Origin of the sequence: Anaerococcus nagyae (assembly GCF_017874535.1) — a bacterium.
GTDB classification, from domain to species: domain Bacteria; phylum Bacillota; class Clostridia; order Tissierellales; family Peptoniphilaceae; genus Anaerococcus; species Anaerococcus nagyae.
In genome coordinates, this window is the sequence record NZ_JAGGLS010000011.1 from 14396 (window position 1) to 39531 (window position 25136).

Consider the following 25136-nt stretch of genomic DNA (forward strand, 5'->3'; position numbering starts at 1 on the left):
AAAGCACTTTTATATAGAAATGTTTTCCCGTTATAATTATTATACATCATTTTATACTTAAAATATAAGAATATTAAAGTTATATCAAATTTTATTACTGAATTATTAGTGTATTCTGGTATAATCATTCTAATATTAAATGAATTATTCTAATGGGGGGGGTAAATATGAAATTAGGGGTTCATGATTTAATGTTAAAACAAAATGATAAAACAAATCAAGAATTCTTCGAAGATACTAAAAAATTAGTACATGAATTAGATAAACTTGGTTACGACAGATATTGGTTTGCAGAACACCACGGATATAAAAGTTTACTAGCAGTTGCACCTGAGATAATATCTAGCTACTTTCTATCTATTACTAAACATATGAATATAGGTGCTGGTGGATGCATGATAATGCACTATTCGCCACTTAAGGTGGCAGAAATATTTAAAACTATGGCAGAACTTGCTCCAGGCAGAATTGACATAGGTATTGGTCGTGCCCCAGGATGTGGAGTTCCAGAAACAAGAGCTTTAAATCATAAGTTCGAGGATAAATCTCCTGACTTATATGATGAAATTGAAGTTATACTTGATTACTTACAAGATGAGAAACCAAAAGATCCCATTTATAGATTTGTAAAGGCTGTACCAAGATATAACGAATCTTTAGTTAACCCACGGATGTTAGGGTCTACAGGAAAATCTGCACCTAAAGCTGCTGAGTGGGGATTACCATACTCTTTTGCTAAATTTTTTCTAGTTGAAACACCTGCAGAAGTATTTAAGCAATATAGGTCTGAATTTAAACCATCTATATATGCTGACAAGCCATATATTTCTATGTCCTACAAAATATTAATTAGTGATGATAGAGACGAACTCGAATACTTAGGAAAATCTTTTGAGTATTTCCACATTCAACAAAATAATGGTAAATTTAAAGGTATAATTGATCCTGAAGAGCTTAAAGATTATCATTTTAGCCTAAATGAACAAGCAATACTAAAAAAAGGCTATGATAATAATTTCTTAATCAAAGGATCAAAGCAAGAAGTAGCTGATATTCTAGAAAAAGAAATAGAAGAATTTTATATAGACGAAATACTTTGCTTTGCTCCTATTTTCGGCATTGATAATAGAATTAGCACCTATAAGTCCTTAAAAGAAATATTTCATTAATAAAAAATCAGCCCATATTCAACTTGTAGAATTAGGGTTGTTTTTTATCTATAATTTTATAATTACACCTACAATATAATATTCATTATTTTAAAATAAAATAACTTATGCTAAAATCATTATAAATAATGATAAATCGATAAAAAAGAAAGATTTCTATAAATTATTAAATGAGCAACTAGCAAATCTTAGAACTGATCATCTTGATTTCTATCTACTACATTCTTTAGATATCAAAAGATTTAATGATATGGTTGAACTAGTTGTATTTGATTTCTTCAATGAAATTAAGGAAAAAGGATTTGTCAAACATGTTGGATTTTCTTTCCACGATGAATATTCTTCCTTTGAAAAAATTATAAAATCTTATTCTTGGGACTTTTGTCAAATGCAGCTAAATTATCTAGATATAAATTACCAAGCCGGACTAAAAGGATATAAACTTGCAAAAGATATGGAAATACCGGTTATTATAATGGAGCCAATTAAAGGAGGACGCTTAGCAAAGCCACCTAAAGAAATAGTAGCTTTATTAAAAGACTTCACAGACTTAAGTCCAGCTCAAGAAGCCTTGAAATTTCCTCTAAGTCTAGACAATGTTATGACTATTTTAAGTGGTATGAATGATATTAATCAGGTAAAAGAGAACCTTGATATGGCTAGTTCTGTTGATTGTAATTCCTTATCTAAAGAAGATATAAATTTTTACCAAAAAGCTCGCCAAATCTATAAATCAAAAGAGCAAATAGGATGTACTGCTTGTGAATATTGTCTACCTTGCACAGTAGATATAAACATACCAAAAGTTTTCTCTCTTTGGAATAATGCTTATCTATATGACGAGAGTAAAAAAAGTAAAGTTCAATATAAAGATTATCTAAAGGAAAGTGTAAGTCCAATAGAATGTATAGAATTTGGAAAATGCGAGGGAATATGTCCACAAAACCTTGAGATAATTGAAGGATTACAAAAGGCTAATGAGTTTTTATCATAGCTTTTCTAAATATAAATATGTGATATATACCCTCTTTAAGTAAGGATGGTACTTTTAGAAAATACAGCCATACATTTAAAAATAATCTCTACAACTACACAATCCATCTCATATAATAAAATAAGAAAATAGATGTTTGCCATAAAATATAGGCAAGCATCCATTTATAACAATTAAATAAATATTGTATCTAGTTAATAACTAAATTTCCTAAGCTAAATTTATTCTACTGTAACTGACTTAGCTAAGTTTCTAGGTTTATCAATATCTAGTCCTAATTTTTTGGCTACCTCATATGCTATAAGCTGTTGGGGAATTACTGCAAAAATAGCTTGATATAAATCATCAGTTGATGGAATTTTTAGACAAACATCATATGTCCTCTCTATCTCTTTATTAATCTCTGGACTAATTCCAATGGTGTAAGCTCCCCTAGCCTTTACTTCTTTAATATTTGATAAAGACTTTTCTCTAAGCTTACTTTGAGTAATCAAGTTTACAACTGGTACGCCCTCTTCTATTAAGGCAATGGAACCATGCTTTAGTTCACCGCTTGGCATATCCACTGTATTAATATAAGATATCTCTTTTAATTTTAAAGCTCCTTCTTTGGCAGATAAATAATCAAGTCCCCTACCCATATAGAAAATAGCCTTAGCATCTTTTAATTTTTCCGCAATCTTATCAATTTCTTGCTCTTTATCAAGATAGTCTCTGATTAGAGATGGATATGATTTGAACTTACTTATAGTATCTTTTACATATTCCATATCATAAGTTCCTACTTTGTATCCAAAATCAAGACCCAAAAGGTATAAAGCCATTAATTGTGCCGTATAGGCTTTTGTAGAAGCTACAGAAATTTCCGGGCCTGCATCACAATATATAACTTTATCAGCTTCTCTATCTATACTTGATCCAACTACATTGGTTATAGCAAGAACTTTAGCTCCACATTTTTTTGCTTCTCTCATTACCGAAAGAGTATCTGCAGTTTCGCCAGATTGGCTAATTGTAATCAACAAGCTATCCTTAGTTAGAAAATCCATATTGTATCTAAATTCTGATGCAATTTCTGCTGTAAGAGCCTTGCCTAATGCTTTTTCCAAAGCTTTTTTTCCAATCTCTCCTGCATGAAAAGCTGTACCACAAGCTGTAATATATATATTATCAAAAGCTAGTATTTCCTCTTTGCTAAAAGATGTATCTCCTAGATTTATGAAGTCATCCTTAACTTTTCTAATGAGTGAGTCTTCAATAACTTTGGGTTGCTCATTAATTTCCTTAATCATAAAATGTTCATAACCATTTTTGCTGGCAGAATCTATGGACATATCAACATGACTGATTTCTTTACTAAGCTCATCTTCCTTGTATTCTATTTTGTATTTACCGTCTTTATTTATTGTTACAACTTCTTCATTTTCTAAGTAGATTACATCTCTTGTGTAGTTTAATATAGCTGGTATATCTGACGCAGCAAAGACTCCATTATCAGTAATACCTAATATTAGAGGACTCTCTTTGCGAACCACTACTAAGGACTCTGGATCACGGCTAGAAATTACAGCCAAGCTAAAAGATCCTTCTATAATTTCTATAACTTTTTTTACAGTAGTAGTTAGATTTTCTTCATAGTATTTATCTAACAGATTTGCCACAACTTCTGTATCAGTTTCTGAATAGAAGCTATAGCCATCTTTTATTAAATCCTCTTTAAGTACCTGATAATTTTCTATAATTCCATTATGAACAATAGCAATATCGTTTTTATTATTCACATGAGGATGAGAGTTTTCTTCTGATGGTTTGCCATGAGTCGCCCATCTGGTATGCCCTATACCAGTACAGGAATCATATGAATAATCTTTTAGTTTATCAACAAGTCCCTTAATATTACCACTTTTTTTTATTACATCAATAGACCCTCCTTGCAATAGAGCAATCCCTGCTGAGTCATATCCCCTATACTCTAACTGCTCTAAACCAGCTATCAACTTATCTTTGCAATTTTGCTTGCCATTATAAGCAACAATTCCACACATTATAAACCTCCTTGTGGTGAGGATTACTGTAATGATTTTGTCTTTCTATTACTAGAAGTATTTGTACATTACTAAGGCTGTAATACCTTTGGAGCATCCGCCGAATCCTTCGATAACTCCATCCCTCGTCAACCCTAAGGTCCTGGCGCTTCTTATATTTTTTCCTCAAAATTTTTGCTATTTTATTATACCATAATTTGCAAATATACTAAATTATAGATTTTTATCTTCTCTTATCTACTAGTATAACCATCAGTTATATGTATTAGTTAAAGCCTCCCATAGATACTTCTTTTATAAGATTGTCATATTCTTCTTATTTCCATCCAGAATCGATGGCCGCAGCATCTGAAGTAAATATAGAATCTGGGATCCAGAAATATGCTGGTGTAGATTGAACACATAGAGCTGTTTCATTTAATCATCCTCTATCTATAGCGACATCAAATGCTTTTCTTACTTATTATTTGCAAATAATTCATCTTTAAGATTTGGAAGTATATAGTCTTCAGATATCATACTGACATCATCCGTATTGATACCATACATCTTATCAAACACTGACGTCTATTCTTGTAAGTTTGTTGAAATTGAATTGATTTCCTTAGCTTAAAACACATTCATTCTAGTATTAATATCAGTTAGAAATCTTAAGTTTACTTTTCAAGTTGTACCTTATCAGCATCCTAATAATAAAGCTTCATAAACTTCTTTTTATAAAATATTACAAAAACAAAGAGTTGTTACAAATTAATAAATAATTATTGCTATATCACTTGAGTATACTCAAATGATTTTGGAACAATTTATTTATCTTGCAACAACTCCTAATACTATAATATTTTAAATAACACTTATTAATTTGTATGCTCTAATATTTTATAAATTTATTTTTTTCTAGATTATCTAAGTAAATAAGTAATCTTTCATATAGGGGCTCGGATTTTTCTCCGTATGTCTCTTTTAAAATCTTAGCTATATCTTCTATACTATTTTCACCATTTATGGATTCCCAAACTATGTTTCCTATACCCTTAACTTTAACTCTAGTAATTTTGGGTCTTTTAAAAAGCTTTTGGGCGATCTTATGATTAAGTCCCTCATGTGACATTAATATTATATAATTCTTGTTTTTTTCATCATATTCATAATCCACATTTTTATAAGGGATCCTATCTAGATTATCCATTAGTTCTATCTTTCTTTATAACTGATTTTGCTTTTGAATAAACAAGTATACCAAGTCCTATAAATAGTAGCACGGATACTTCTTGAGGTAAGCTAAATCTATCAGAAATATTTATAGCATCTGCAAATGTCTTTGCCTTAAAAGGTATTATTGCAAATACAGCAAGGATAATACCCATTATTCCTTCACCTGCTATAAGTCCTGCAGAGTACAATGTACCATTAGTTTCTGCATCCTTTTTACTTTTATCATCCGCTTTGATCTTATCAACTATTAGTCTAACAACTCCACCAAACATTATCCCCAAGGTAGTATTAAGTGGTAGGTAAAGACCTATTGCAAAAGGTAGAACACTTATTCCTAATAATTCTACCATTATTGCAATCGCAGCCCCTACAAATACTAAGTCCCAAGGAAGGTTTCCACTCATTACTCCCTCTACTATCATCTTCATAAGTACAGCTTGCGGAGCTGGTAAATCTTTAGTACCAAAACCTATTGAGGTATTTAATATCCAAAGTATACCACCTATAACTAAAGATGATGTTAGAACTCCAATAATCTCACCAATCTGTTGGTACTTAGGACTTGCTCCTACAATATAACCTGTCTTTAAGTCTTGAGAGCAGTCTCCTGCTATCGCTGCTATTACGCATATAATCGTTCCTATAGAAATAGCTGCTATCATTCCATCATGGCCAACAAGACCTGTAGCCTTAAGAATAAGTGTTGCTATTAATAAGGTGGCTATTGACATTCCTGAAACTGGGTTATTTGAGGATCCTATGATACCAACCATTCTTGATGATACTGTAGCAAAGAAAAATCCAAATACAACTATAATTATAGCTCCAATAATATTTACAGGTGTTGATGGCATCAAAAAGATTAATATTACTGAAACAATTATTAGTATAATTGATACCTTGAAAGATATATCTGTATCTAATCTATCTCCATTACTAGAGCTATCTCTACTTTTTAAGTCATTTATTGAGTCCTTAAATGACTTTACTATCATAGGTAAGGATTTAATCAAAGATATAATACCACCTGTAGCCACAGCACCAGCTCCAATATATCTTATATAGTTTGACCATAAATCTGATGGGGCAAGATTTGTAAGTTCTGGACTACCAAAAGCATGAAGAAGTGGCATAAGTACAAACCAAGCAAGCACACCACCTGCTAGCATTATAGCAGAAATAGTAGGCCCAACTATATATCCAACTCCCATCAAGGCAGGTAGAGCATCAAATCCTACAGCAGTTCCAGCAAAATTTTTAGCTGATATTTCGTAACTCACTCCTTCAGGAAATATTTTTAGTCCATTTGATAAAAATTTGTAGAGTGATGCAAGGCCTAGTCCTTTAAATACAACACTTGAATCTTGACCACTCTCTTCTCCAGCCTTTAAAACTTCTGCACAAGCTTTTCCTTCAGGATATGGTAAAACACCATCTTCTTTAACTATAAGTGCACGTCTTAGAGGAATCATAAATATTACTCCCAAAACCCCGCCGATCAAAGTTAATAGCAAGATATTTAAGTAAGAAATATAATGGCTATCTCCCCATTCACTTTCCCATAAAAACGCAGCTGGTAAAGTAAATATAGCACCTGCTGCTAGTGACTCTCCTGCTGAACCTATGGTTTGTACTATGTTATTTTCAAGTATGGAATCACGTTTTAATATCTTTCGAACTATACCCATAGATATAACTGCAGCTGGTATAGATGCAGAAATAGTTAGTCCTACACGTAAACCTAGGTAGGCATTAGCTGCTCCAAATACTATAGCAATAAGCATACCTAATATCACAGCCAAGGGCGTAAATTCTCTTAACTGCTTATCTTTATCTCGTTTTTTCATAACAACTCCTCTTATAAAATGTATTTTATTTAAAATATGTAATTTATTATACCACATTATACTTTATTATGATATGCTATTAAAGACAAATATACTTATTCTTTTATTTCTATATAATATTGATAGATATAGCAAACTTAATATCCTAAATTAAGGATCAACTTTTTGTAAAGAAAAAAGCCCACTAACTAATTAGTTAGCGAGCTATATATATTATTTTTGCATTTGTTCTTCATTTTCAGCTTCTTCTATAGCTTCTATATTCATTGCAATTTGTGCATCTTCTAATTCTTTTGTTTCATAGTCTATTTCTACATCATTGTAGCGTTTCATACCTGTACCTGCTGGAATAAGTTTACCAATTATGATATTTTCCTTAAGTCCCATTAGGTCATCTACCTTGCCTTTGATAGAAGCATCTGTAAGAACTCTTGTTGTTTCTTGGAAGCTGGCTGCTGATAACCATGAATCTGTTGCAAGGGATGCTTTTGTGATACCTAATAGTTCTTGAGTATACTCTGCAGGTCTCTTGCCTTCTTCTATCAACTTTTCATTAATAGCGTTGACTTCACGTCTTTCTTGTAAGCTTCCTGGTAAGAATTCTGTATCCCCTGATTCATCGATTTTGACTTTTTTAAGCATTTGACGAGCAATTACTTCTATATGCCTATCGTCAATCTCTACACCTTGGATTCTGTATACTTTTTGTACTTCTTTAGTAATGTAGTTTTGTACTCCAACTTTTCCAAGTACTGCTAATACATCGTGTGGATCTAGTGATCCTTCTGTTAATTGATCACCTTTCTTTACCACATCTCCATCGTGCACTAAAAGTCTTGATCCAAATGGTATGTTGTATTTTTGTACATATCCATCTTCTGATTCTATCTCAACATCTGTTTTCTTTTCATTTTGGATAAGTGTTACAGTACCAGAATTTTCTGCTATATATGCAAGTCCCTTTGGCTTACGGGCTTCAAATAACTCTTCAACCCTTGGAAGACCTGACGTAATTCCTACACCTGCTATACCACCTGAGTGGAAAGTTCTCATTGTAAGCTGTGTACCTGGTTCACCTATAGATTGGGCTGCAATAATTCCAACTGCTTCACCAATATTTACTGGCTTACCTGTAGCAAGATTTCTACCATAGCATTTTGCACAAACTCCATGTTCTGCTTTACATTCTAATACTGAGCGTAATTTTACTTTCTTAACTCCAGCTGCAACAATTTTTTCTGCTGTATCTTCATCTATTAACTGATCTTTTGAGCAAAGTAGTTCTCCATCAGAATCTTTAATATCTTCAAATGATGTACGTCCTACTATACGAGTATAAAGATTTTCAACTAATTCATTACCATCTTTAAATTCGTAAGCCTCTACATAACCGTCAGTATGGCAGTCATCTTCTGTAACTATAACGTCTTGTGATATATCTACCATTCTACGTGTTAAGTAACCTGAATCGGCAGTACGCAAAGCTGTATCTGTTAGACCTTTACGAGATCCGTGGCTTGATATAAAGTATTCTTGTACAGAAAGCCCCTCACGGAAGTTTGCCTTAACTGGAATTTCTATAGTCTTACCGTCTGCCTGACTCATAAGTCCACGCATACCACCTAGCTGTCTGATTTGGTTTGTTGAACCACGGGCACCAGAATCAGCAAATATTTTGATGTTATTATCATCACGTAGATCTGTTAGAAGTGCTTCTGTTACTTTATCTGTAGTCTCTCTCCAGATATCTATAACTTTTTCATATCTTTCATCATCGGTTATAAGACCGCGTCTGTATAATTTTTCATATTTATCAACTTCATTATCAGCATCTGCTATTATATCCCATTTTTCTTTTGGAATATTAACGTCTGCCATGGATACTGTAAGTCCTGAAAGTGTTGAGTATTTGTATCCTGTTTGTTTGATGTAGTCAAGTACTTCTGCAGTTTTGATATTGCCATGTCTTCTAAAGCATCTATCTACTATATCTTTAAGTACTCCAGAATCTGCTACTTGATTGATTTCTAGTGAATATGGATCATCTTTACGATTTACATAGCCTAAATCTTGAGGGATACCTTCATTATATATAAATCTACCAACTGAGGATTCTACAATCTTACCTACATCTTCACTATTTTTTCTTACTCTTACACTAACTCGTGTTTGATATTCTACATCACCTGTAAGTAGGGCTTTTTTCATCTCATTAGTTGAGTTAAATACCATCCCCTCGCCCTTGGCACCTTCTTTGATAGTTGTTAGGTAATAGGCACCAAGTACCATATCCTGTGAAGGTGTTGTAATTGGTTTACCATCTTTTAGACCTAAGATGTTGTTTGTAGACATCATTAATAATCTTGCTTCTATTTGTGCTTCATTTGATAATGGTAAATGTATAGCCATTTGGTCACCATCAAAGTCAGCATTGAATGCGTTACAAGCAAGTGGATGTAGCTTAATAGCTTTACCTTCCACTAGTACTGGTTCAAATGATTGTATACCAAGTCTATGAAGTGTAGGGGCACGGTTAAGTAATACTGGGTGATCTTTGATAACCTCTTCTAGGACATCGTAAACCCTTGGATCTTTTTTCTCTACCATTTTTTTCGCAGACTTAAGATTGTGAGCCATACCACGATCTACAACCTTATTCATTATAAATGGTTTAAATAATTCTAGAGCCATTTCTTGTGGAAGTCCACATTGGTTAAACTTAAGATCTGGACCTACTACTATTACTGAACGACCTGAGTAGTCTACACGCTTGCCAAGTAAGTTTTGGCGGAATCGTCCAGATTTACCCTTAAGTAAGTCTGATAGGCTCTTCATATTTCTATTGGATGCACCTGTTACAGCTCGTCCGCGGCGACCATTATCTATAAGAGCATCTACAGCTTCTTGGAGCATTCTCTTTTCGTTACGAACGATTATTTCTGGTGCTCCTATATCTAGAAGTCTTTTTAATCTATTATTTCTATTTATAACACGTCTATATAAGTCGTTTAGGTCAGATGTAGCAAATCTACCACCCTCAAGTTGAACCATTGGTCTAAGTTCTGGTGGCATAACTGGTAGTACATCAAGAATCATCCATTCTGGCCTATTGCCGCTTGTCATAAAGGCATCAACTACTTCTAAACGTCTTGAAATTCTAACTTTCTTTTGTCCTGTAGAATCTTCTAATTCTTTCATTAGAATTTCGTATTCTTTTTCTAAATCTATATTAGAAAGAAGCTCTCTAACAGCTTCTGCACCCATTGCTGCTCTAAATTCTTGATCATCTGGGTTGTTTTCTATAGTTTCTTGATATTCTGTTTCAGAAATTTCTTGTTTGACTGAAAGTCCAGATTCACCAGGATTTATTACTACATATGAAGCAAAGTATAATATTTTTTCAAGTATTCTTGGGCTCATATCTAAAAGCAATCCCATTTTTGATGGAATACCTTTAAAATACCATATATGACTTACAGGAGCTGCTAATTCAATATGGCCCATTCTCTCACGACGTACCTTTGATTTAGTGACTTCTACACCACACTTTTCACAAACTACGCCTTTATATCTGATTCTCTTATACTTACCACAAGAACATTCGTAGTCCTTAGTAGGTCCAAAGATTTTTTCGCAAAATAGACCATCTTTTTCTGGTTTTAGAGTTCTGTAGTTTATAGTCTCAGGTTTTTTTACTTCTCCATGGGACCATGATCTGATCTTTTCAGGGGATGCGATTTTCATCCTCATCCCATCAAATTGTGTTAATTCGCTCATAAATCTCCCTATTCTATTTCTTCAATGCTAAATCCTGAATTATCATCTTCTTTATAAAGACTTTCAAATTCTTTTTCTATTAATATGTCATCACTTGACTCAACATTTTCTTCATCTTTAACTTCTTCTGTTACTTTATTTTGAGTAAGTGATCTTGTTTGGGATTTAATTTTTGATGCATCTATTTTGTCTACTTGACTGAATCTATCTTGTTCATCAATATTTTCTTTAAGCTCGATTACTTCTCCATTATTATCAAGTAACTCTACATCTAAGGCAAGTGATTGTAATTCTTTTACAAGTACCTTAAATGATTCTGGTGTTCCTGGTTCAGGAATATTTTCTCCCTTAACAATAGATTCGTAAGTTTTTACCCTACCTGTAACATCATCTGATTTTACTGTTAGAATTTCTTGTAAGGTATGGCTTGCTCCGTATGCTTCTAAGGCCCATACTTCCATTTCTCCAAATCTTTGTCCACCAAATTGCGCTTTACCACCTAGTGGCTGTTGAGTTACTAATGAATATGGTCCTATAGATCTAGCATGGATTTTTTCTTCTACCATATGGTGAAGTTTTAGCATATACATTACACCAACCGTTACAGGATTTTCGAATGATTCTCCTGTTCTACCATCACGTAGCTCGATTTTACCAGTTTTATTAACATATGGTGCAGTCTTTGCTGCTTCCTCAAGTGCATCTTCGATTTCTGTATCCATTGCACCATCAAATACTGGTGTAGCTACTTTCCAACCCATAGTTCTAGCTGCAAGACCCATGTGTACTTCAAGTACTTGTCCAAGATTCATTCGGCTTGGAATACCTAGTGGGTTAAGACAAATTTGAACTGGTGTACCATCTGGTAAAAATGGCATATCTTCTCTTGGTAGTATACGTGAAACGACACCCTTGTTACCATGGCGACCACACATCTTATCTCCAACCATAATCTTTCTTTTGGTTGCTACATATACTCTTATAACTTTATTTACACCTGGAGATAATTCATCTCCGTCTTTTTTATTGTATTCCTTGACATCTACAACTATACCTTGTTCACCATGAGGTACTTTTAATGATGTATCTCTTACTTCACGTGCTTTTTCTCCAAAGATTGCGCGAAGTAATCTTTCTTCTGGTGATAGTTCTGTTTCTCCTTTTGGTGAAACTTTACCAACTAGTATATCTCCTGATTTTACTTCAGCACCGATTCTTATAACCCCGTTTTCATCAAGATTTTTCTTCATATCATCACCAACATTTGGTATATCTTTGGTAATTTCTTCAGCACCAAGTTTTGTTTCACGAGCTTCACATTCGTGTTCTTCTATGTGAACTGATGTTAGGACATCATCTATTACTAGCTCTTCATTAAGAAGCATAGCATCTTCGAAGTTGTATCCTTCCCAAGTTGTAAAGGCTATTAGGATATTTTTACCTAGGGCAAGTTCTCCATTTTGTGTAGATGGACCATCAGCTAATATTTCATTAACTTCTACTTTATCTCCTAATTTTACAATTGGTCTTTGGTTAATTGTAGTTCCTTGGTTAGCTCTTTTAAATTTAAGTAATTCATAAGAGTCAATCTCCCCATCTTCGTCTCTTTTTACTTTGATTCTTTCATCACCAACATAAACTACTTCACCAGCATTGCGTGATACTACACAAACACCTGAATCTTTTGCAGCTCTATGCTCTATACCTGTAGCAATAATTGGAGCTTCAGATTTTAAAAGTGGCACTGCCTGACGTTGCATGTTTGCACCCATTAGAGCACGAGTACTATCATCGTTTTCTAAGAACGGTATTAATGATGCTCCAACAGATACTATTTGTTGAGGAGATACGTCCATGTATTGAATACTTTCTCTTGGATAAATATCATTTTCACCATTAAAACCACGTCCTGAAACTCTATCATTTACAAATCTATCTTCTCCATCTAAAGGTTCATTGGCTTGAGCTATTATATAATTATCTTCTTCATCAGCAGTTAGATAATCAATCTCATCTGTTACAACTCCACCTTCTTTTACGATTCTATATGGAGTTTCAATAAATCCATATTTATTGATTCTAGCATAAGTTGTAAGTGAAGTGATAAGACCAATGTTTGGTCCTTCTGGAGTCTCTATTGGGCATATTCTACCATAGTGAGAATCGTGAACGTCACGCACTTCTACTCCTGCACGGTCTCTTGATAAACCACCTGGTCCAAGAGCTGATAATCTTCTCTTGTGAGTAAGTTCACTCATAGGATTTGTTTGATCCATAAATTGTGATAATTGTGATGAACCAAAGAATTCTTTTATAACAGCTGTAACTGGTTTAATATTGATAAGACCTTGTGGTGTGGCAAGATCTGGATCTTGGGTAGTCATTCTCTCACGAACTACTCTCTCCATCCTTGCAAGTCCAACCCTAAATTGATTTTGTAATAGTTCACCAACTCCTCTTACACGTCTGTTACCAAGATGATCGATATCATCTACTTCACCAACTCCTTCAAATAAGTTGAATTGATAGTTTACTACAGCTAGAATATCGCTCTTTGTAATATTTTTTGGAGAAAGTTCTTTCTTTCTTCTATTCATAGCACTTAAAATGTCATCTGGATTGTCATATTCATCTAAGATTTCTCTCATGACAGGATAGTAAACTTTTTCTGAGAATTCATCTATATCATAGGAAACATCCTCTAATTCTTCAAAAGAAGTTATATCTACAAAGTGATTACCAACTATTCTTAGAGTTTGATTTTCTCCATCATTATTTAATTTTACAATATCAATTGTGTTTATACCTGCATTTTCGATATCAATAGCAGTTTCGCGATTTATAGTTTCGCCTTCTTTAACGAAAAGCTCTCCAGTTTCTCCATCAATTACATCATTTGCAGCAACTCTACCCTCAATCCTAGGCCAGAGTGCAAGTTTGATATTGTACTTATACCTACCAACCTTAGCTAAATCATATCTTCTATCATCAAACAATAGATTATTGATAAGATTTTGTGAAGATTCTAAACTTGCAGGGTCTCCTGGTTTTAATTTTTTGTAAATTTCAATTAAAGCTTCTTCACTTGTTTCAGAATTTTCTTTTTCTAATGTTGTTCTAAGGTGTTTTGTATCACCAAGTGCATTTATTATTTCTTCATCTGTTTGAAATAAAAGTGCACGTACTAAAGTTGTTGCTGGTAATTTACGAGTTCTATCTAGACGAACATTTACTGTATGACTAGCATCAGTATCAAACTCTATCCAAGCACCTCTATTTGGTATAACAGTTGAAGAATAAAGATTATCTCCTGACTTATCAGTTTCTTCAGAATAGTAAACACCTGGAGAACGAACAAGCTGGCTTACTATAACTCTTTCTGCACCATTTATAACAAAAGTAGCAGAATCAGTCATCATTGGGAAGTCTCCCATAAATACTTCTTGTTCTTTAACTTCTTCAGTTTCCTTATTTATAAGTCTAGCCTTAACTTTAAGGTCTCTTGAATAAGTTGCATCTTTATATTTAGCTTCTTGAATAGAATATTTAGTTTCATCATCAAATTCATATCCAACAAATTCCAGAATCAAATTTCCATTGTAATCTTCTATAGGTGAAATATCCTCTAAAATTTCTCCTAGTCCTTCTTCTAAGAACCATTTATATGAATCTTTTTGAACTTTTAGCAAATTAGGTAAATCTAAGACTTGAGGGAATTTAGAAAAACTCACTCTCTCAGTTCTTCCAAACATCTCATTGTGATATTGGGCCATTAATCAAAACTCCTTATCTTTAAAAACAAAAGGCTAAAAATACACATATATCTTAGCCTCAAAAACGAATAAAAATCTCTATAATTAGATTTCTAGCAATGCTTAATTATACTACCTATAATAGGTATTTGTCAACTTAAAATAAATACCTATATAAAATTTGTATTGATCTTATGTTCTTTGCCCTTTAATTCTACTTTGCTATGTCCAATTATTATTCCATTTACAGGATAAAAACCGTCATCTAAATTTAATTTATCTATGTATTTAGCATCTTTACCAAGATTTTCTATAAGTCCTCTAATATAACAAGATCCAAGATTTAAGCTTGTTGCAGCAAGAGATATATTTTCTAATACACATCCTGCATCTGCATATTTTGCATCACTATCTTTACTTGAAGAAAAAATTATAAATAAAGGTGCTCCATATAAAGAATCATGATCCTTATTAAAAGTTTCTTTATACTCTTTACTTATTTCCTCTATCAATGATTTATCTCTGATAACTGTTATTCTGCACTCATCATATAGACCATGAGCTATAGGAGCTTTATAAGCAGCATCCAATAATACCTTTACATCCTCTTCGCTTATTTTTTGATCTGTAAAATTTCTTGTAGAAACACGTTTTTCTAAAACTTCATAAAAATTCATAAATTACCTCACTTTACTTTTACTATACGAATAATTGCTATATTTACGAGTTAAATTTTAATTATACCATAATTTTATAACTAATCCCTAAACAAAGTCATTTATGTTATAATAAAACAAATGGAGGAAGTATGAAAGATACAATAAAATTTTTTAGTATAATAACAGGAATTTTTAGGTCAATTATGACCATATTATTTTTACTAGGCGTAGTATTTACTGCATTAGTAGATGTAAATTTATTAATTGCCTTTCTAGATTTATTAGGATTTACCGGTATATCTTTAGCCTTAGTAAAGCCAATAATAATTTTAGGGTTTATACTACTATTTATAGTTAACTTTGTTATAACAAGACATATTTTTAAGGCAGCTAATACTGGTGAATATCACTTATCAAACTTTGTATTTGCTCTTTTGTTCCTATCAATAACTATATTTTTCTATGTGACATTTAGAAATTTAACAACTAATGCTATATATGTACTATTTGTCTTAAATGGAATTTTAGTTATAAACTCTCTCTTAGGGCTTATAGCAAGAACCAAAGGAATATATGTTATTGATGATAATACAATAATAGAAAACAAAACTGTTAATAATAAAAACTATATAGAGTTTGATGAAAATCCCCAAATATATAAAAATAATAAAGATCAAACAGAACATATAAAAAGAACTACAGATAATAAAAACAATAAAGTAAAAGTAATACCTATCCCTTTAAGTCAGAAATCAGAAGAAAAATCAATCAAAAATAAAAAGTCTATTTCCGAAAAGCAAGCCAAAGAATCAAATATCCCAAAAGATACTAAGGTAGTTTTCGAAAGTGGGAATAATAATAACATTAGTGATAATACAGAAGAAATCAAAACAAACAAAAATTCTACTGAAAATTCACAAAAAGATAAAGAAAATTAATATTTGTTACTAGGCTAATGCCAAAATGAAATGAGGAGTCCTATGGAAGAAAATTATTACAAGTTGCTAAAAGAACATTATAGTACAAAGACAAATATCAGAAACGAACTTATTACATTAAACTCAAAACTTTACTTACCAAAAGGAACTGAGTATTTCTTCTCTGACGTTCATGGAGAAGCTAGTGCATTCTTACAATTACTTAAATCCGCTTCTGGAAATATAAGAGAAAAAACTTCTATGCATTTTGGGGATACATTATTAAAAGAGGAACAAGATGAGATTGCAGAATTGGTCTATAATCCAAAAGAAGTTCTCCACAAAATGGAAATCAATGGCGAACTAACTGATGATTACTTAAATATAACCATACATAGGCTCATAAGTCTATTTAGATTTGTATCTACCAAATATGCTAAGAGTTATGTAAGAGAAAAATTCAAAGACTGCTATACTGATATAGTTGATGAATTATTATATACCAATGATTCAGAATATAATAAAAAAATTTATTATGATAAGCTAGTAGAAAATATTGTAAAATATGGAGCAGCACCAGATTTTATTATTTTAATCTCAAAGCTAATCCAAAGAATTAGTGTTGATAAGCTTCACGTAGTTGGCGATATATATGATAGAGGTCCTTCTCCTCAAATAATAATGGATGAGTTATTAAACTTTCCAAATGTCGATATTCAATGGGGCAATCACGATATAGAATGGATGGGAGCTGTTTCTGGTAATAAGGCTCTTACCGCTGCCTGCCTTGCTAACGCTATCCAATATAATAATATAGACATGTTAGAAGATGGTTATGGAATCAACCTTAGACCTCTTTATGAATTCGCCATAAAAACGTATGCAGACGATCCAGCTACTTTATTTACTCCTAGAGTTTTTGACAAAAATATATATGATAATATTAATTCAGAAACTGCAGCAAAGATGTTTAAAGCTATTAGCATCATTAGATACAAATTAGATGGACAACTTATAGAACGCAACAAAGAATTTAATATGGATGATAGGAACTTCCTAAAAATTATAAACTTTGACGATATGACCTATAAGGGCGAACCATTAAAAGATACAAATTTCCCTACAGTAGATCCTAAAAATCCATTAAAACTTACAGCAGACGAAAAAACTGTAATCAATGCTCTACAATTAGACTTTAACCGTGGTGTAAAAATCAATAAACACATAAATTTCTTATATGAAAATGGAGCTATGTATAAAGTAGAAAATGGTTCACTATTATTTCATGGTTGTATACCTTTAAATGAAAATGGATCATTTACAGAAGTAGAAATAGATGGCGGCAAATTTTCTGGGAAATCATTGATGGATAAATTTGATGCTATAGCAAGAGATGCTTATTACAAACATGACCCGTATGCTATAGATGTTATGTGGTACCTATTTAATAGTAAAAACTCGCCAATATTTGGCAAATCTCAGTTTTCATACTTTGAGAATATATTTATAGAAGATAAGAAACTAAAGGAAGAAAAATATAACTCTTATTTTAAACTATCAAACAATGAAGAAACTGTTGACATGATTCTAGATGAATTTAATGTTACAAGCAAAAGACGAAGAATTGTAAATGGACATGTACCTGTGAAAACCAAAAAAGGAGATACCCCAGTAAAGGCTAAGGGAAAACTATATGTAATAGATGGGGGGATCTCAAAGCCTTACCAAGATAAAACAGGTATTGCAGGCTATACACTAGTATTTAATTCTCATGCTGTATCTCTAGCAGAGCATACAAATTACGAATCAATAACAGATGAGGTAAGTTCTTATAGACCCAATATAAGAGAAATAGAAGTCCTCCACCCAAGGATGCTTATGAAGGATACTGATGAAGGTGCAAGGATTAGAGAAAGAATCAAGGTTTTAGAAAAACTTCTTAAAGACTATGATAATATTTAAAGGTTGTTGTATTATCGAAAACTTATGAAAGATCTATAATAAAAAATGTGCAGAAAAAAACTTACTGCACATTTTTTATTTAAGTTTACATTTTTTCAGGCTCTGGATAAGTTTGTCCAAAAGTATCTACTGTTACGTTTTTTATCTTTTGTTCTTCTTTTGGTCTATCTGATCTATCGGTTTTTGTTTCTGCAATTTTATCAACCACATTCATACCTTCAATTACTTTACCAAAAGCAGCATAATCCCCATCTAAGTGAGGGCTATCCTTATGCATTATAAAAAATTGACTTCCTGCTGAATTTGGCATCATAGATCTTGCCATAGATAAAACTCCAGCTTCATGAGCTAAGTCGTTTTTGAAGCCATTTGAACTAAACTCTCCTTTGATTCCATAACCAGGACCACCCATACCTGTACCTTCTGGGTCTCCTCCTTGGATCATAAATCCTTTTATAACTCTATGAAAAATTAAACCATCATAAAATTTTTGATTAATTAATGATATAAAATTTTTTACTGTATTCGGAGCTATTTCAGGGTATAATTCCGCCTTAATTATATCTCCATTTTCCATTTCAAATGTAACTATTGGATTTTCACTCATATATTACCTCTTTTCTTTTTCATGACTTTACTATTATAACCAAAAAGACTATTATAACCAAAAAGCAACATGCAAATATTAATCGTTATCTAAATCTAGTTCTTTATCAATTAATCCTGTACCTGTAGCGTAAGATGGATAATCTTCATCGATACCATCATCAAGCTCAAGTCTAGCCTTGTGGTATTCCCTTTTATGTTTTATCTCTTTTATAGCTTCTATAAACCTAGTTTCATCAAAACCATCAATATCATCATTTAGATTAATTTTTTCTTTAAAGTCATAATTATTTTTAATAGTAAACTTGCTCTTAGAAGTGTTGTACTTAATCTTGTTTATTCCCATATATCTTTCTAAAATATAGTGGTTAGATTTTTCTTTTATATCAAATTTTTTTAATTTTTCTTTTATTAAATCATAGTCATAATCACTTTCATCTATCTCTTTTAAGGCTTCTTCTACCTCATAATAGATTTTTTCAGTCTTTATATAATTTAGCTTAATGATTTTCTCATCTAAAGATTCTTCTACTTCCTTAAAGTAATCTTCATCAAGTTTATTTATATTAAATTTGCTTATAGCCGCTTTATCTATACTAGCTCTAACTATATCATCTAATTTTCCTCTGTGAATCTGACCATTATCATTAACCTTAAGGCTAGATATAGCTGTGTTTATTTCTACAACAGTTCCATCATCACTATACTTAAGATATACTCCTTTGTATTCAATAGTTTCTAAATCTAATATAATTGAAACAATGCTTTCTTCATCTAAGAAAAGACCTTGAATCTTATTCTCATCAGCAAGTTTCCCTAACTTATTCTCTATACCTTTAGATTTATCCATTATTCCCCCTAAGATTGTTTTACATATTTTTAATTATATTAGGATTATATCATTGTTTTGTAAAGTCTATGTAAAATCCTAGGAAACTTATGATAAATGGCTTAAAACAGAAATCTAAACGGATAAAATAGGATTACAAATAGAACAGCTATCAACTTTTTTATAAAGTTTGCCTTCTTTATTTTCTTACCGGCTAAATTAGTTCTATCACCATTTTCTAAAAGTATACTAGCATCTTTTTCATAGTAATTAAATTCATTTTTGACTTCTCTAGAGAAATCTTCCCCATTTATAACAAACATTATCTCAGTATCTACATAGGCTGATCTCATATCCCAATTAAAACTTCCTATTGCGGATATATTATCATCTATAGTAAATGCCTTGCCATGATAAGAAGATTCTTTTTCATTTTCTAAAATATTTACACCTAAATTTCTAAGTTTCTTTTCATGGATTATATAATCTCCAACTCCTACTGTATTAACACCGCTAGATGGAGAATTAGTAAATAAAGTTGTAGGCACATTAGCCGCTATCTCTTCTAATGAACTATACATAAGGTCATTTCCAATAAAATACGGAGTATGAATATCCACTGATTCATTAGCATTTTTCATTAATTCTATAATTTGATAAAAAGCTTCAGGCTCCTTGCTATAAACATTTATAGGGTTTGCAATTAAGTTTACACTTTTTACTTTTGTAAGACTCTTTTTATAATCCCTATGCGTATAATTATCAGGATTTTTAACCTTATCACTTTCATAAGTATTTTCAAGTTTTTTTATGATTTCTTTGTTCTTTCTGTTATTTGCAAATATTGCTGCATCTTTAATATCTTTATTTCTATGACCATTGTTGTATATATCATAAAAATAATCTTTTAGTTGATCTATAGCATCCGCTCTACTTCTTTTATCATAATAAACTAAAACATCCCAGTCATATGTATATTTTCCTTTAGTTTGCATAAATCTATCAGCTATATTTCTACCACCAACAAAGGCTATCTTATCATCAACGATCATATATTTATCATGCATTCTACCCATGAGCGACCATGGTTTTAAAGGATTCATAGGATTATATATTTTTATATGAACATTTGGAAAACTATCTAATGCTAAATAATAATTATTTTTACCTAAGTTCATAAAAAGAGTATTGCCATCTAAAATTATATCAATTTTCACTCCTCTACTAGCTGCCTCAATTAAGCTAGCCATAAAATCTTCTCCTGTACTATCTATTAGAAACCTATAGTTAGATAGAATAATTTTTTCTTTAGCATTTTCTATAGTTCTTATTTTTTCAACTCTGGCTTCATCATTATCCCTAATTATCTGAGCATAGACAGAAGAATTGTCTTTTCCATAAAACTTATTTATATCAAATTTTTCTTTAAACCTATCCGATACATTTTTTTGTTTCATATAGGGAATACTGGAAAATACTATAATATATATTAAAAATCCAAGTAGAACTCTTATTATCTTCGCTTTCATATAAACCTCTCAGTCTTATCTATTATTAAAAACCCTACTTTAAATAATTTTTTTTACAAAAAACTCCAAGGATCACCCTTGGAGTTTTTTAAAATATTTATTATATTTAATTATTAATACCAACCATTAGCTGCCCAGAATTGTTGAGCTCTTTCCCATGAACCATATCTTTGAGCTACATAGTTATCAGCTGCTGCTTCTTGTTCTGCAGGACTTGCACCATATCTTACTAAAGATGGGTTAAGTTGATATCTACCATAATATCCACCTGCTGCATTGTAAGCTGTATAAGAACCACCTGATTCTCTTTGTGCTATCCATTCTTTAGCCCAGCTTGATGAACCTTGAGATGATGGTTGAGCTTGTGTTTGTTGAACTTGTTGTCTTTGTTGTTGAGGTTGTTTATATGTTTGTGTTCTTTGGTATGTTTGTGTATTTGATTGTTGAGCTTGTTGGTTATTAGAAGCTTGGATTTGTTTATTAGCTTTTTGTACTGCTTGTTTTTCTTCTCTAGCTTTTCTAAATGAATCTAAGAGATTGTTGTATACATAACCTTCTTTTCCATTTACTTTTACTTTTACATATCCATTATTAGCTAAATCAATAACTTCAACATTTGTTCCTGCTTTTAATACTTCAATTACATTTGAATCAATGTTATCTCCATCTCTGAAGTTTGCATCTGATACAAGCTTTGTTTCATCAAGTATGTGGAACCATTTACCAACTACATAAGCATCCTTACCATTGAAGTTGATTTTTAACCAATCACCTTCTTCATTAATGATATCATATGTATTATCACTATCATTGATAAGTCCAATTACATTATCGCCTAAAGCTGCTTCTGTTCTTACATTTACTCCAGAAGCTAAGTCTTTATCAATTGATATTTTTGCTGCCTCAGAATTTTTAGCTCCTAAGCCAAAAACTGATGGTACTACTAGTGCTGCTGCAAGAGCATATTTTCTTAAATTCTTCATTATGTTTATATCCTTTCATAGTCTATCGACTTTTACTTTTAGTTTTAAATTTGACCTTTTAGTTTCGATTGTAACAAAGGTTACAAAATATTAACAGATCGTTTGTACAAGATATATTATAGGGCGTAATTGTGTCTAAATTATGTATATTTGCAATTTTATTTTATTTGCTATTTTTTGATCTAAACTTTGAAATATAAAGATTTATTAGAAATTTTGATAAATTTCATCTTGAAATCAAATAAGAAATTTTCAATTTTTTTAATTATTTTTTATAAAAATCGGGTAAGCAATATAAATAATTACGTATTTTCTCCAAAATACAAGTAACTAATTTGTTACAAATTAATCCAAAAATATTCTTTATACCTTTATATTTGCCCACTTTTTTTATATGTAGTAAAATTTTATATATTAAGATGAAAGTGAGTAATGTATGATAAATGTTTATCTACTCTGTGGTGGACCTTCTAGTGAGCATGATATATCACTAAGGAGTGCCCTAAACATCAGTAAAAATTTAAGTAAAGAAAAATATAATACTAAGATAGTATATATAGATAAAAATGGTGTATTTTCAAAGTCATTTGATTATATTGATTCAAGTGACGAATTTAGCTTAGTAAAAGAAACAATTTCTAATAAAGCTAAGTCTATAGCGAATTTCTTAAGTGAAATAAAAGATTACAATCCAGATAATACGATCATTATCCCTGCTATTCATGGAACTTATGGAGAAGACGGTACTATACAAGGTTTTCTAGACTGTATCGGCTACCCTTATTTAGGTAATGGTCTTTTATCTTCTGCTATTTGTATGGATAAAGTAACTACAAATGATATTTTTGAAAAAAATAAGATTTCTCAAGCAAAATATCTCTATACATATAAAGATGATTTTAATGATGATTTTGTAAATAAATGTATAGATGAAATAGGTCTACCTTTGATAGTAAAGCCCTCCGCTAATGGTTCATCTGTTGGTGTAAGTAAAGTTGAAGATAAAGAACAATTAAAAAATGCTGTTAAAGAAGCTTTTGAGTTTGATAAAAAGGTCTTAGTTGAAGAACTAATAGATGGTCAAGAAATAGAAATTGCAATAATAGGAGATGGAAATAGTCTAGATGCTTCTATGCCTGCAGCCTATATTACAAATCATAGATTTTTAGACTATGATGCAAAATATTTTGATAAGGAAACTATAGAAGAAATTCCTTTTAATATGGAAAGAGTCTACCAAAAAGAAGCCATGGAATTTGCTAAGGAGTGCTACAAAGCTGCTGGATGTTCTGGCTTTGCTCGTGTAGATATATTCTATACTAATGAACACAAATTTTTTGTAAATGAAATTAACACTTTCCCAGGATTTACACCATCATCATTTTTTGCAAGACTTGCTATGTTGATGTATAACAAATCCTTTGGATACGTACTTGATAAATTAATAGAAGATGGTTTTAGGAGATTTAAATGATTAAAAGAAGTCTAGGTCAAATTGCTAATATGATAGGCGGCAAGCTTTCTGATGATATTTATAAAGATTTAATTATTGAAGGTGTATCTACAGATTCTAGAACCATTAGTAAAAATAATCTATATATACCTCTTGTAGGTGAGGTATTTGATGGCAGAATTTTTATAAAAGAATGTGAAGATAAGGGAGCAGCTGCTTTTATAATTAATGAAGATTATGAAATTAAAAAAAATATTAATATTCCTTATATAAAAGTAACAAACACTGAAGATGCTCTTAGAGATTTAGCTAAAGCTTATCGTAAAGAGCTTGATATAAAGATAATAGGTATTACTGGATCTAACGGAAAAACTACAACTAAAGATCTTTTAACATCTGTTTTAAGTGAAAAATATAAAGTCCAAAAAACTTTAGGTAATCTAAATAACCAAATAGGAGTTCCCAAGACAATACTAAACCTTAATGAAGACACTGAAATAGGAGTAATAGAATTGGGCACCGATAACTTTGGTGATATATCTCTAACCACTAGTATTGCTCAACCTAATATAGCTGTGATTTTAAATATAGGAGATAGTCATTTACACAATTTAAAAACTCGCGAAGGTATAGCTAAGGCTAAGATGGAAATAGCTGAAGGATTAAGTAAAGACGGCATCTTTATTTATAATATAGACGACCCAGTTCTAAAAAAAATAGTTCCAACTTATGATCTAGAACAAAATGTAATGACTTTTGGTCAAGATCAAAATGCAGATTATATAATAAAAAGATTAGAAACCAATACTAACGGGGTACAATTTAAACATGAGGATGAAGTTTATACAATACCACTTTTAGGCGACCATCAAATTTACAATGGTGGTTTTTCTGCTATGGTAGGAGAACTTTTAAATCTAAATGAAAATCAAATCAAAAATGGTCTAAAAAAAGTAAGCGCTAGCTCTAATAGATCTACTATTTTAGAATTAGATGGCTTTGATATCCTAGATGACTCATACAAATCCAATCCTCAAGCTCTTTTAACAGGACTAAATACTTGTTATATGCTAGGTGGGTATACAAATAAAATCGTAGTTCTTGGAGATATGTTAGAACTTGGTGATGATGAAGATAAGCTTCATTATAACATAGGAAAGAACATAGACCCTAGCCAAATCCACTATTGTTTATTCTATGGTCCTCTATCAAAGTACATGTATCAAGGAGCTTTGAAAAATTTCCCTAAATCAAGAATTTTCCATTTTGATAGTAAAGCAGATGCTTGTGATAAGTTAAAGCAACTTATTTGCAAATCAACTCTAGTCTTTGTAAAAGGCTCACATGGTATGCACATGGAAGAAATAATCGAATGCGTTAGAAAACTTAAATTATAAGG

The 25136-nt window shown here is 31.4% G+C and carries 16 protein-coding genes; 6 read left to right on the forward strand and 10 right to left on the reverse strand.

Annotation, left to right across the window (positions count from 1 at the left end):
* Nucleotides 1-167: 167 nt before the first annotated feature.
* The gene (locus J2Z39_RS07840) at nt 168-1169 is read left to right on the forward strand and encodes an MsnO8 family LLM class oxidoreductase (RefSeq protein WP_209814656.1); all 1002 of its coding nucleotides are present in this window, start codon (nt 168-170) and stop codon (nt 1167-1169) included.
* A 139-nt stretch (nt 1170-1308) separates the two neighbouring features.
* Entirely contained in the window at nt 1309-2163 is an 855-nt protein-coding gene (locus J2Z39_RS08685) for an aldo/keto reductase (RefSeq protein ID WP_342589597.1), read from the forward strand.
* Between the two features lie 221 nt (nt 2164-2384).
* On the opposite strand, the gene glmS is transcribed toward J2Z39_RS08685, so the two are convergent.
* The 6 genes from glmS to J2Z39_RS07875 all read right to left on the reverse strand — a co-directional run bounded on the left by glmS (nt 2385) and on the right by J2Z39_RS07875 (nt 15476).
* On the reverse strand, nt 2385-4208 hold the full coding sequence (gene glmS, locus J2Z39_RS07850) for a glutamine--fructose-6-phosphate transaminase (isomerizing) (RefSeq protein ID WP_209814658.1): 1824 nt from the start codon (nt 4206-4208) through the stop codon (nt 2385-2387).
* Between the two features lie 871 nt (nt 4209-5079).
* Nucleotides 5080-5397 (reverse strand): PqqD family protein, encoded by a 318-nt coding sequence (locus J2Z39_RS07855; RefSeq protein ID WP_117522051.1) that lies wholly within the window; start codon nt 5395-5397, stop codon nt 5080-5082.
* Entirely contained in the window at nt 5390-7270 is a 1881-nt protein-coding gene (locus J2Z39_RS07860) for an OPT family oligopeptide transporter (protein ID WP_117522050.1), read from the reverse strand. The genes J2Z39_RS07855 and J2Z39_RS07860 overlap by 8 nt, the downstream gene beginning before the upstream one ends.
* A gap of 213 nt (nt 7271-7483) precedes the next feature.
* Nucleotides 7484-11047: a DNA-directed RNA polymerase subunit beta' gene (rpoC, locus tag J2Z39_RS07865; protein ID WP_209814660.1), complete on the reverse strand. Its 3564-nt coding sequence runs from the start codon at nt 11045-11047 to the stop codon at nt 7484-7486.
* 8 nt (nt 11048-11055) lie between these two features.
* Complete coding sequence (gene rpoB, locus J2Z39_RS07870; protein WP_117522048.1) at nt 11056-14820, reverse strand: DNA-directed RNA polymerase subunit beta; 3765 nt, start codon at nt 14818-14820, stop codon at nt 11056-11058.
* Between the two features lie 149 nt (nt 14821-14969).
* Entirely contained in the window at nt 14970-15476 is a 507-nt protein-coding gene (locus tag J2Z39_RS07875; RefSeq protein ID WP_117522047.1) for a nitroreductase family protein, read from the reverse strand.
* A gap of 131 nt (nt 15477-15607) precedes the next feature.
* Here J2Z39_RS07875 and J2Z39_RS07880 point away from each other — a divergent pair, with 131 nt between their 5' ends.
* Both J2Z39_RS07880 and J2Z39_RS07885 read left to right on the forward strand, forming a co-directional pair.
* Entirely contained in the window at nt 15608-16396 is a 789-nt protein-coding gene (locus J2Z39_RS07880) for a glycosyltransferase family protein (protein WP_209814661.1), read from the forward strand.
* A gap of 42 nt (nt 16397-16438) precedes the next feature.
* The gene (locus J2Z39_RS07885) at nt 16439-18337 is read left to right on the forward strand and encodes a fructose-bisphosphatase class III (RefSeq protein WP_209814663.1); all 1899 of its coding nucleotides are present in this window, start codon (nt 16439-16441) and stop codon (nt 18335-18337) included.
* Between the two features lie 85 nt (nt 18338-18422).
* Here J2Z39_RS07885 and J2Z39_RS07890 read toward each other — a convergent pair whose 3' ends face one another.
* The 4 genes from J2Z39_RS07890 to J2Z39_RS07905 form a co-directional block, all read right to left on the reverse strand.
* Nucleotides 18423-18944 carry a peptidylprolyl isomerase gene (locus J2Z39_RS07890; protein ID WP_209814665.1) on the reverse strand — a complete coding sequence of 174 codons (522 nt, stop codon included), beginning with the start codon at nt 18942-18944 and terminating at the stop codon, nt 18423-18425.
* Between the two features lie 78 nt (nt 18945-19022).
* Nucleotides 19023-19793, reverse strand: coding sequence for a hypothetical protein (locus J2Z39_RS07895; protein ID WP_209814667.1), 771 nt, complete (start codon nt 19791-19793; stop codon nt 19023-19025).
* 101 nt (nt 19794-19894) lie between these two features.
* Nucleotides 19895-21301 (reverse strand): phospholipase D-like domain-containing protein, encoded by a 1407-nt coding sequence (locus tag J2Z39_RS07900; protein WP_209814669.1) that lies wholly within the window; start codon nt 21299-21301, stop codon nt 19895-19897.
* Nucleotides 21302-21414: 113 nt separating this feature from the next.
* Nucleotides 21415-22284, reverse strand: coding sequence for an aggregation-promoting factor C-terminal-like domain-containing protein (locus tag J2Z39_RS07905; RefSeq protein WP_209814671.1), 870 nt, complete (start codon nt 22282-22284; stop codon nt 21415-21417).
* A 436-nt stretch (nt 22285-22720) separates the two neighbouring features.
* Between J2Z39_RS07905 and J2Z39_RS07910 the strand changes: the two genes are divergently transcribed.
* Nucleotides 22721-23758: a D-alanine--D-alanine ligase family protein gene (locus tag J2Z39_RS07910; protein ID WP_117522040.1), complete on the forward strand. Its 1038-nt coding sequence runs from the start codon at nt 22721-22723 to the stop codon at nt 23756-23758.
* On the forward strand, nt 23755-25134 hold the full coding sequence (locus J2Z39_RS07915; protein WP_117522039.1) for a UDP-N-acetylmuramoyl-tripeptide--D-alanyl-D-alanine ligase: 1380 nt from the start codon (nt 23755-23757) through the stop codon (nt 25132-25134). Before J2Z39_RS07910 ends, J2Z39_RS07915 begins: the two co-directional genes overlap by 4 nt.
* The last annotated feature ends 2 nt before the right edge of the window (nt 25135-25136 follow it).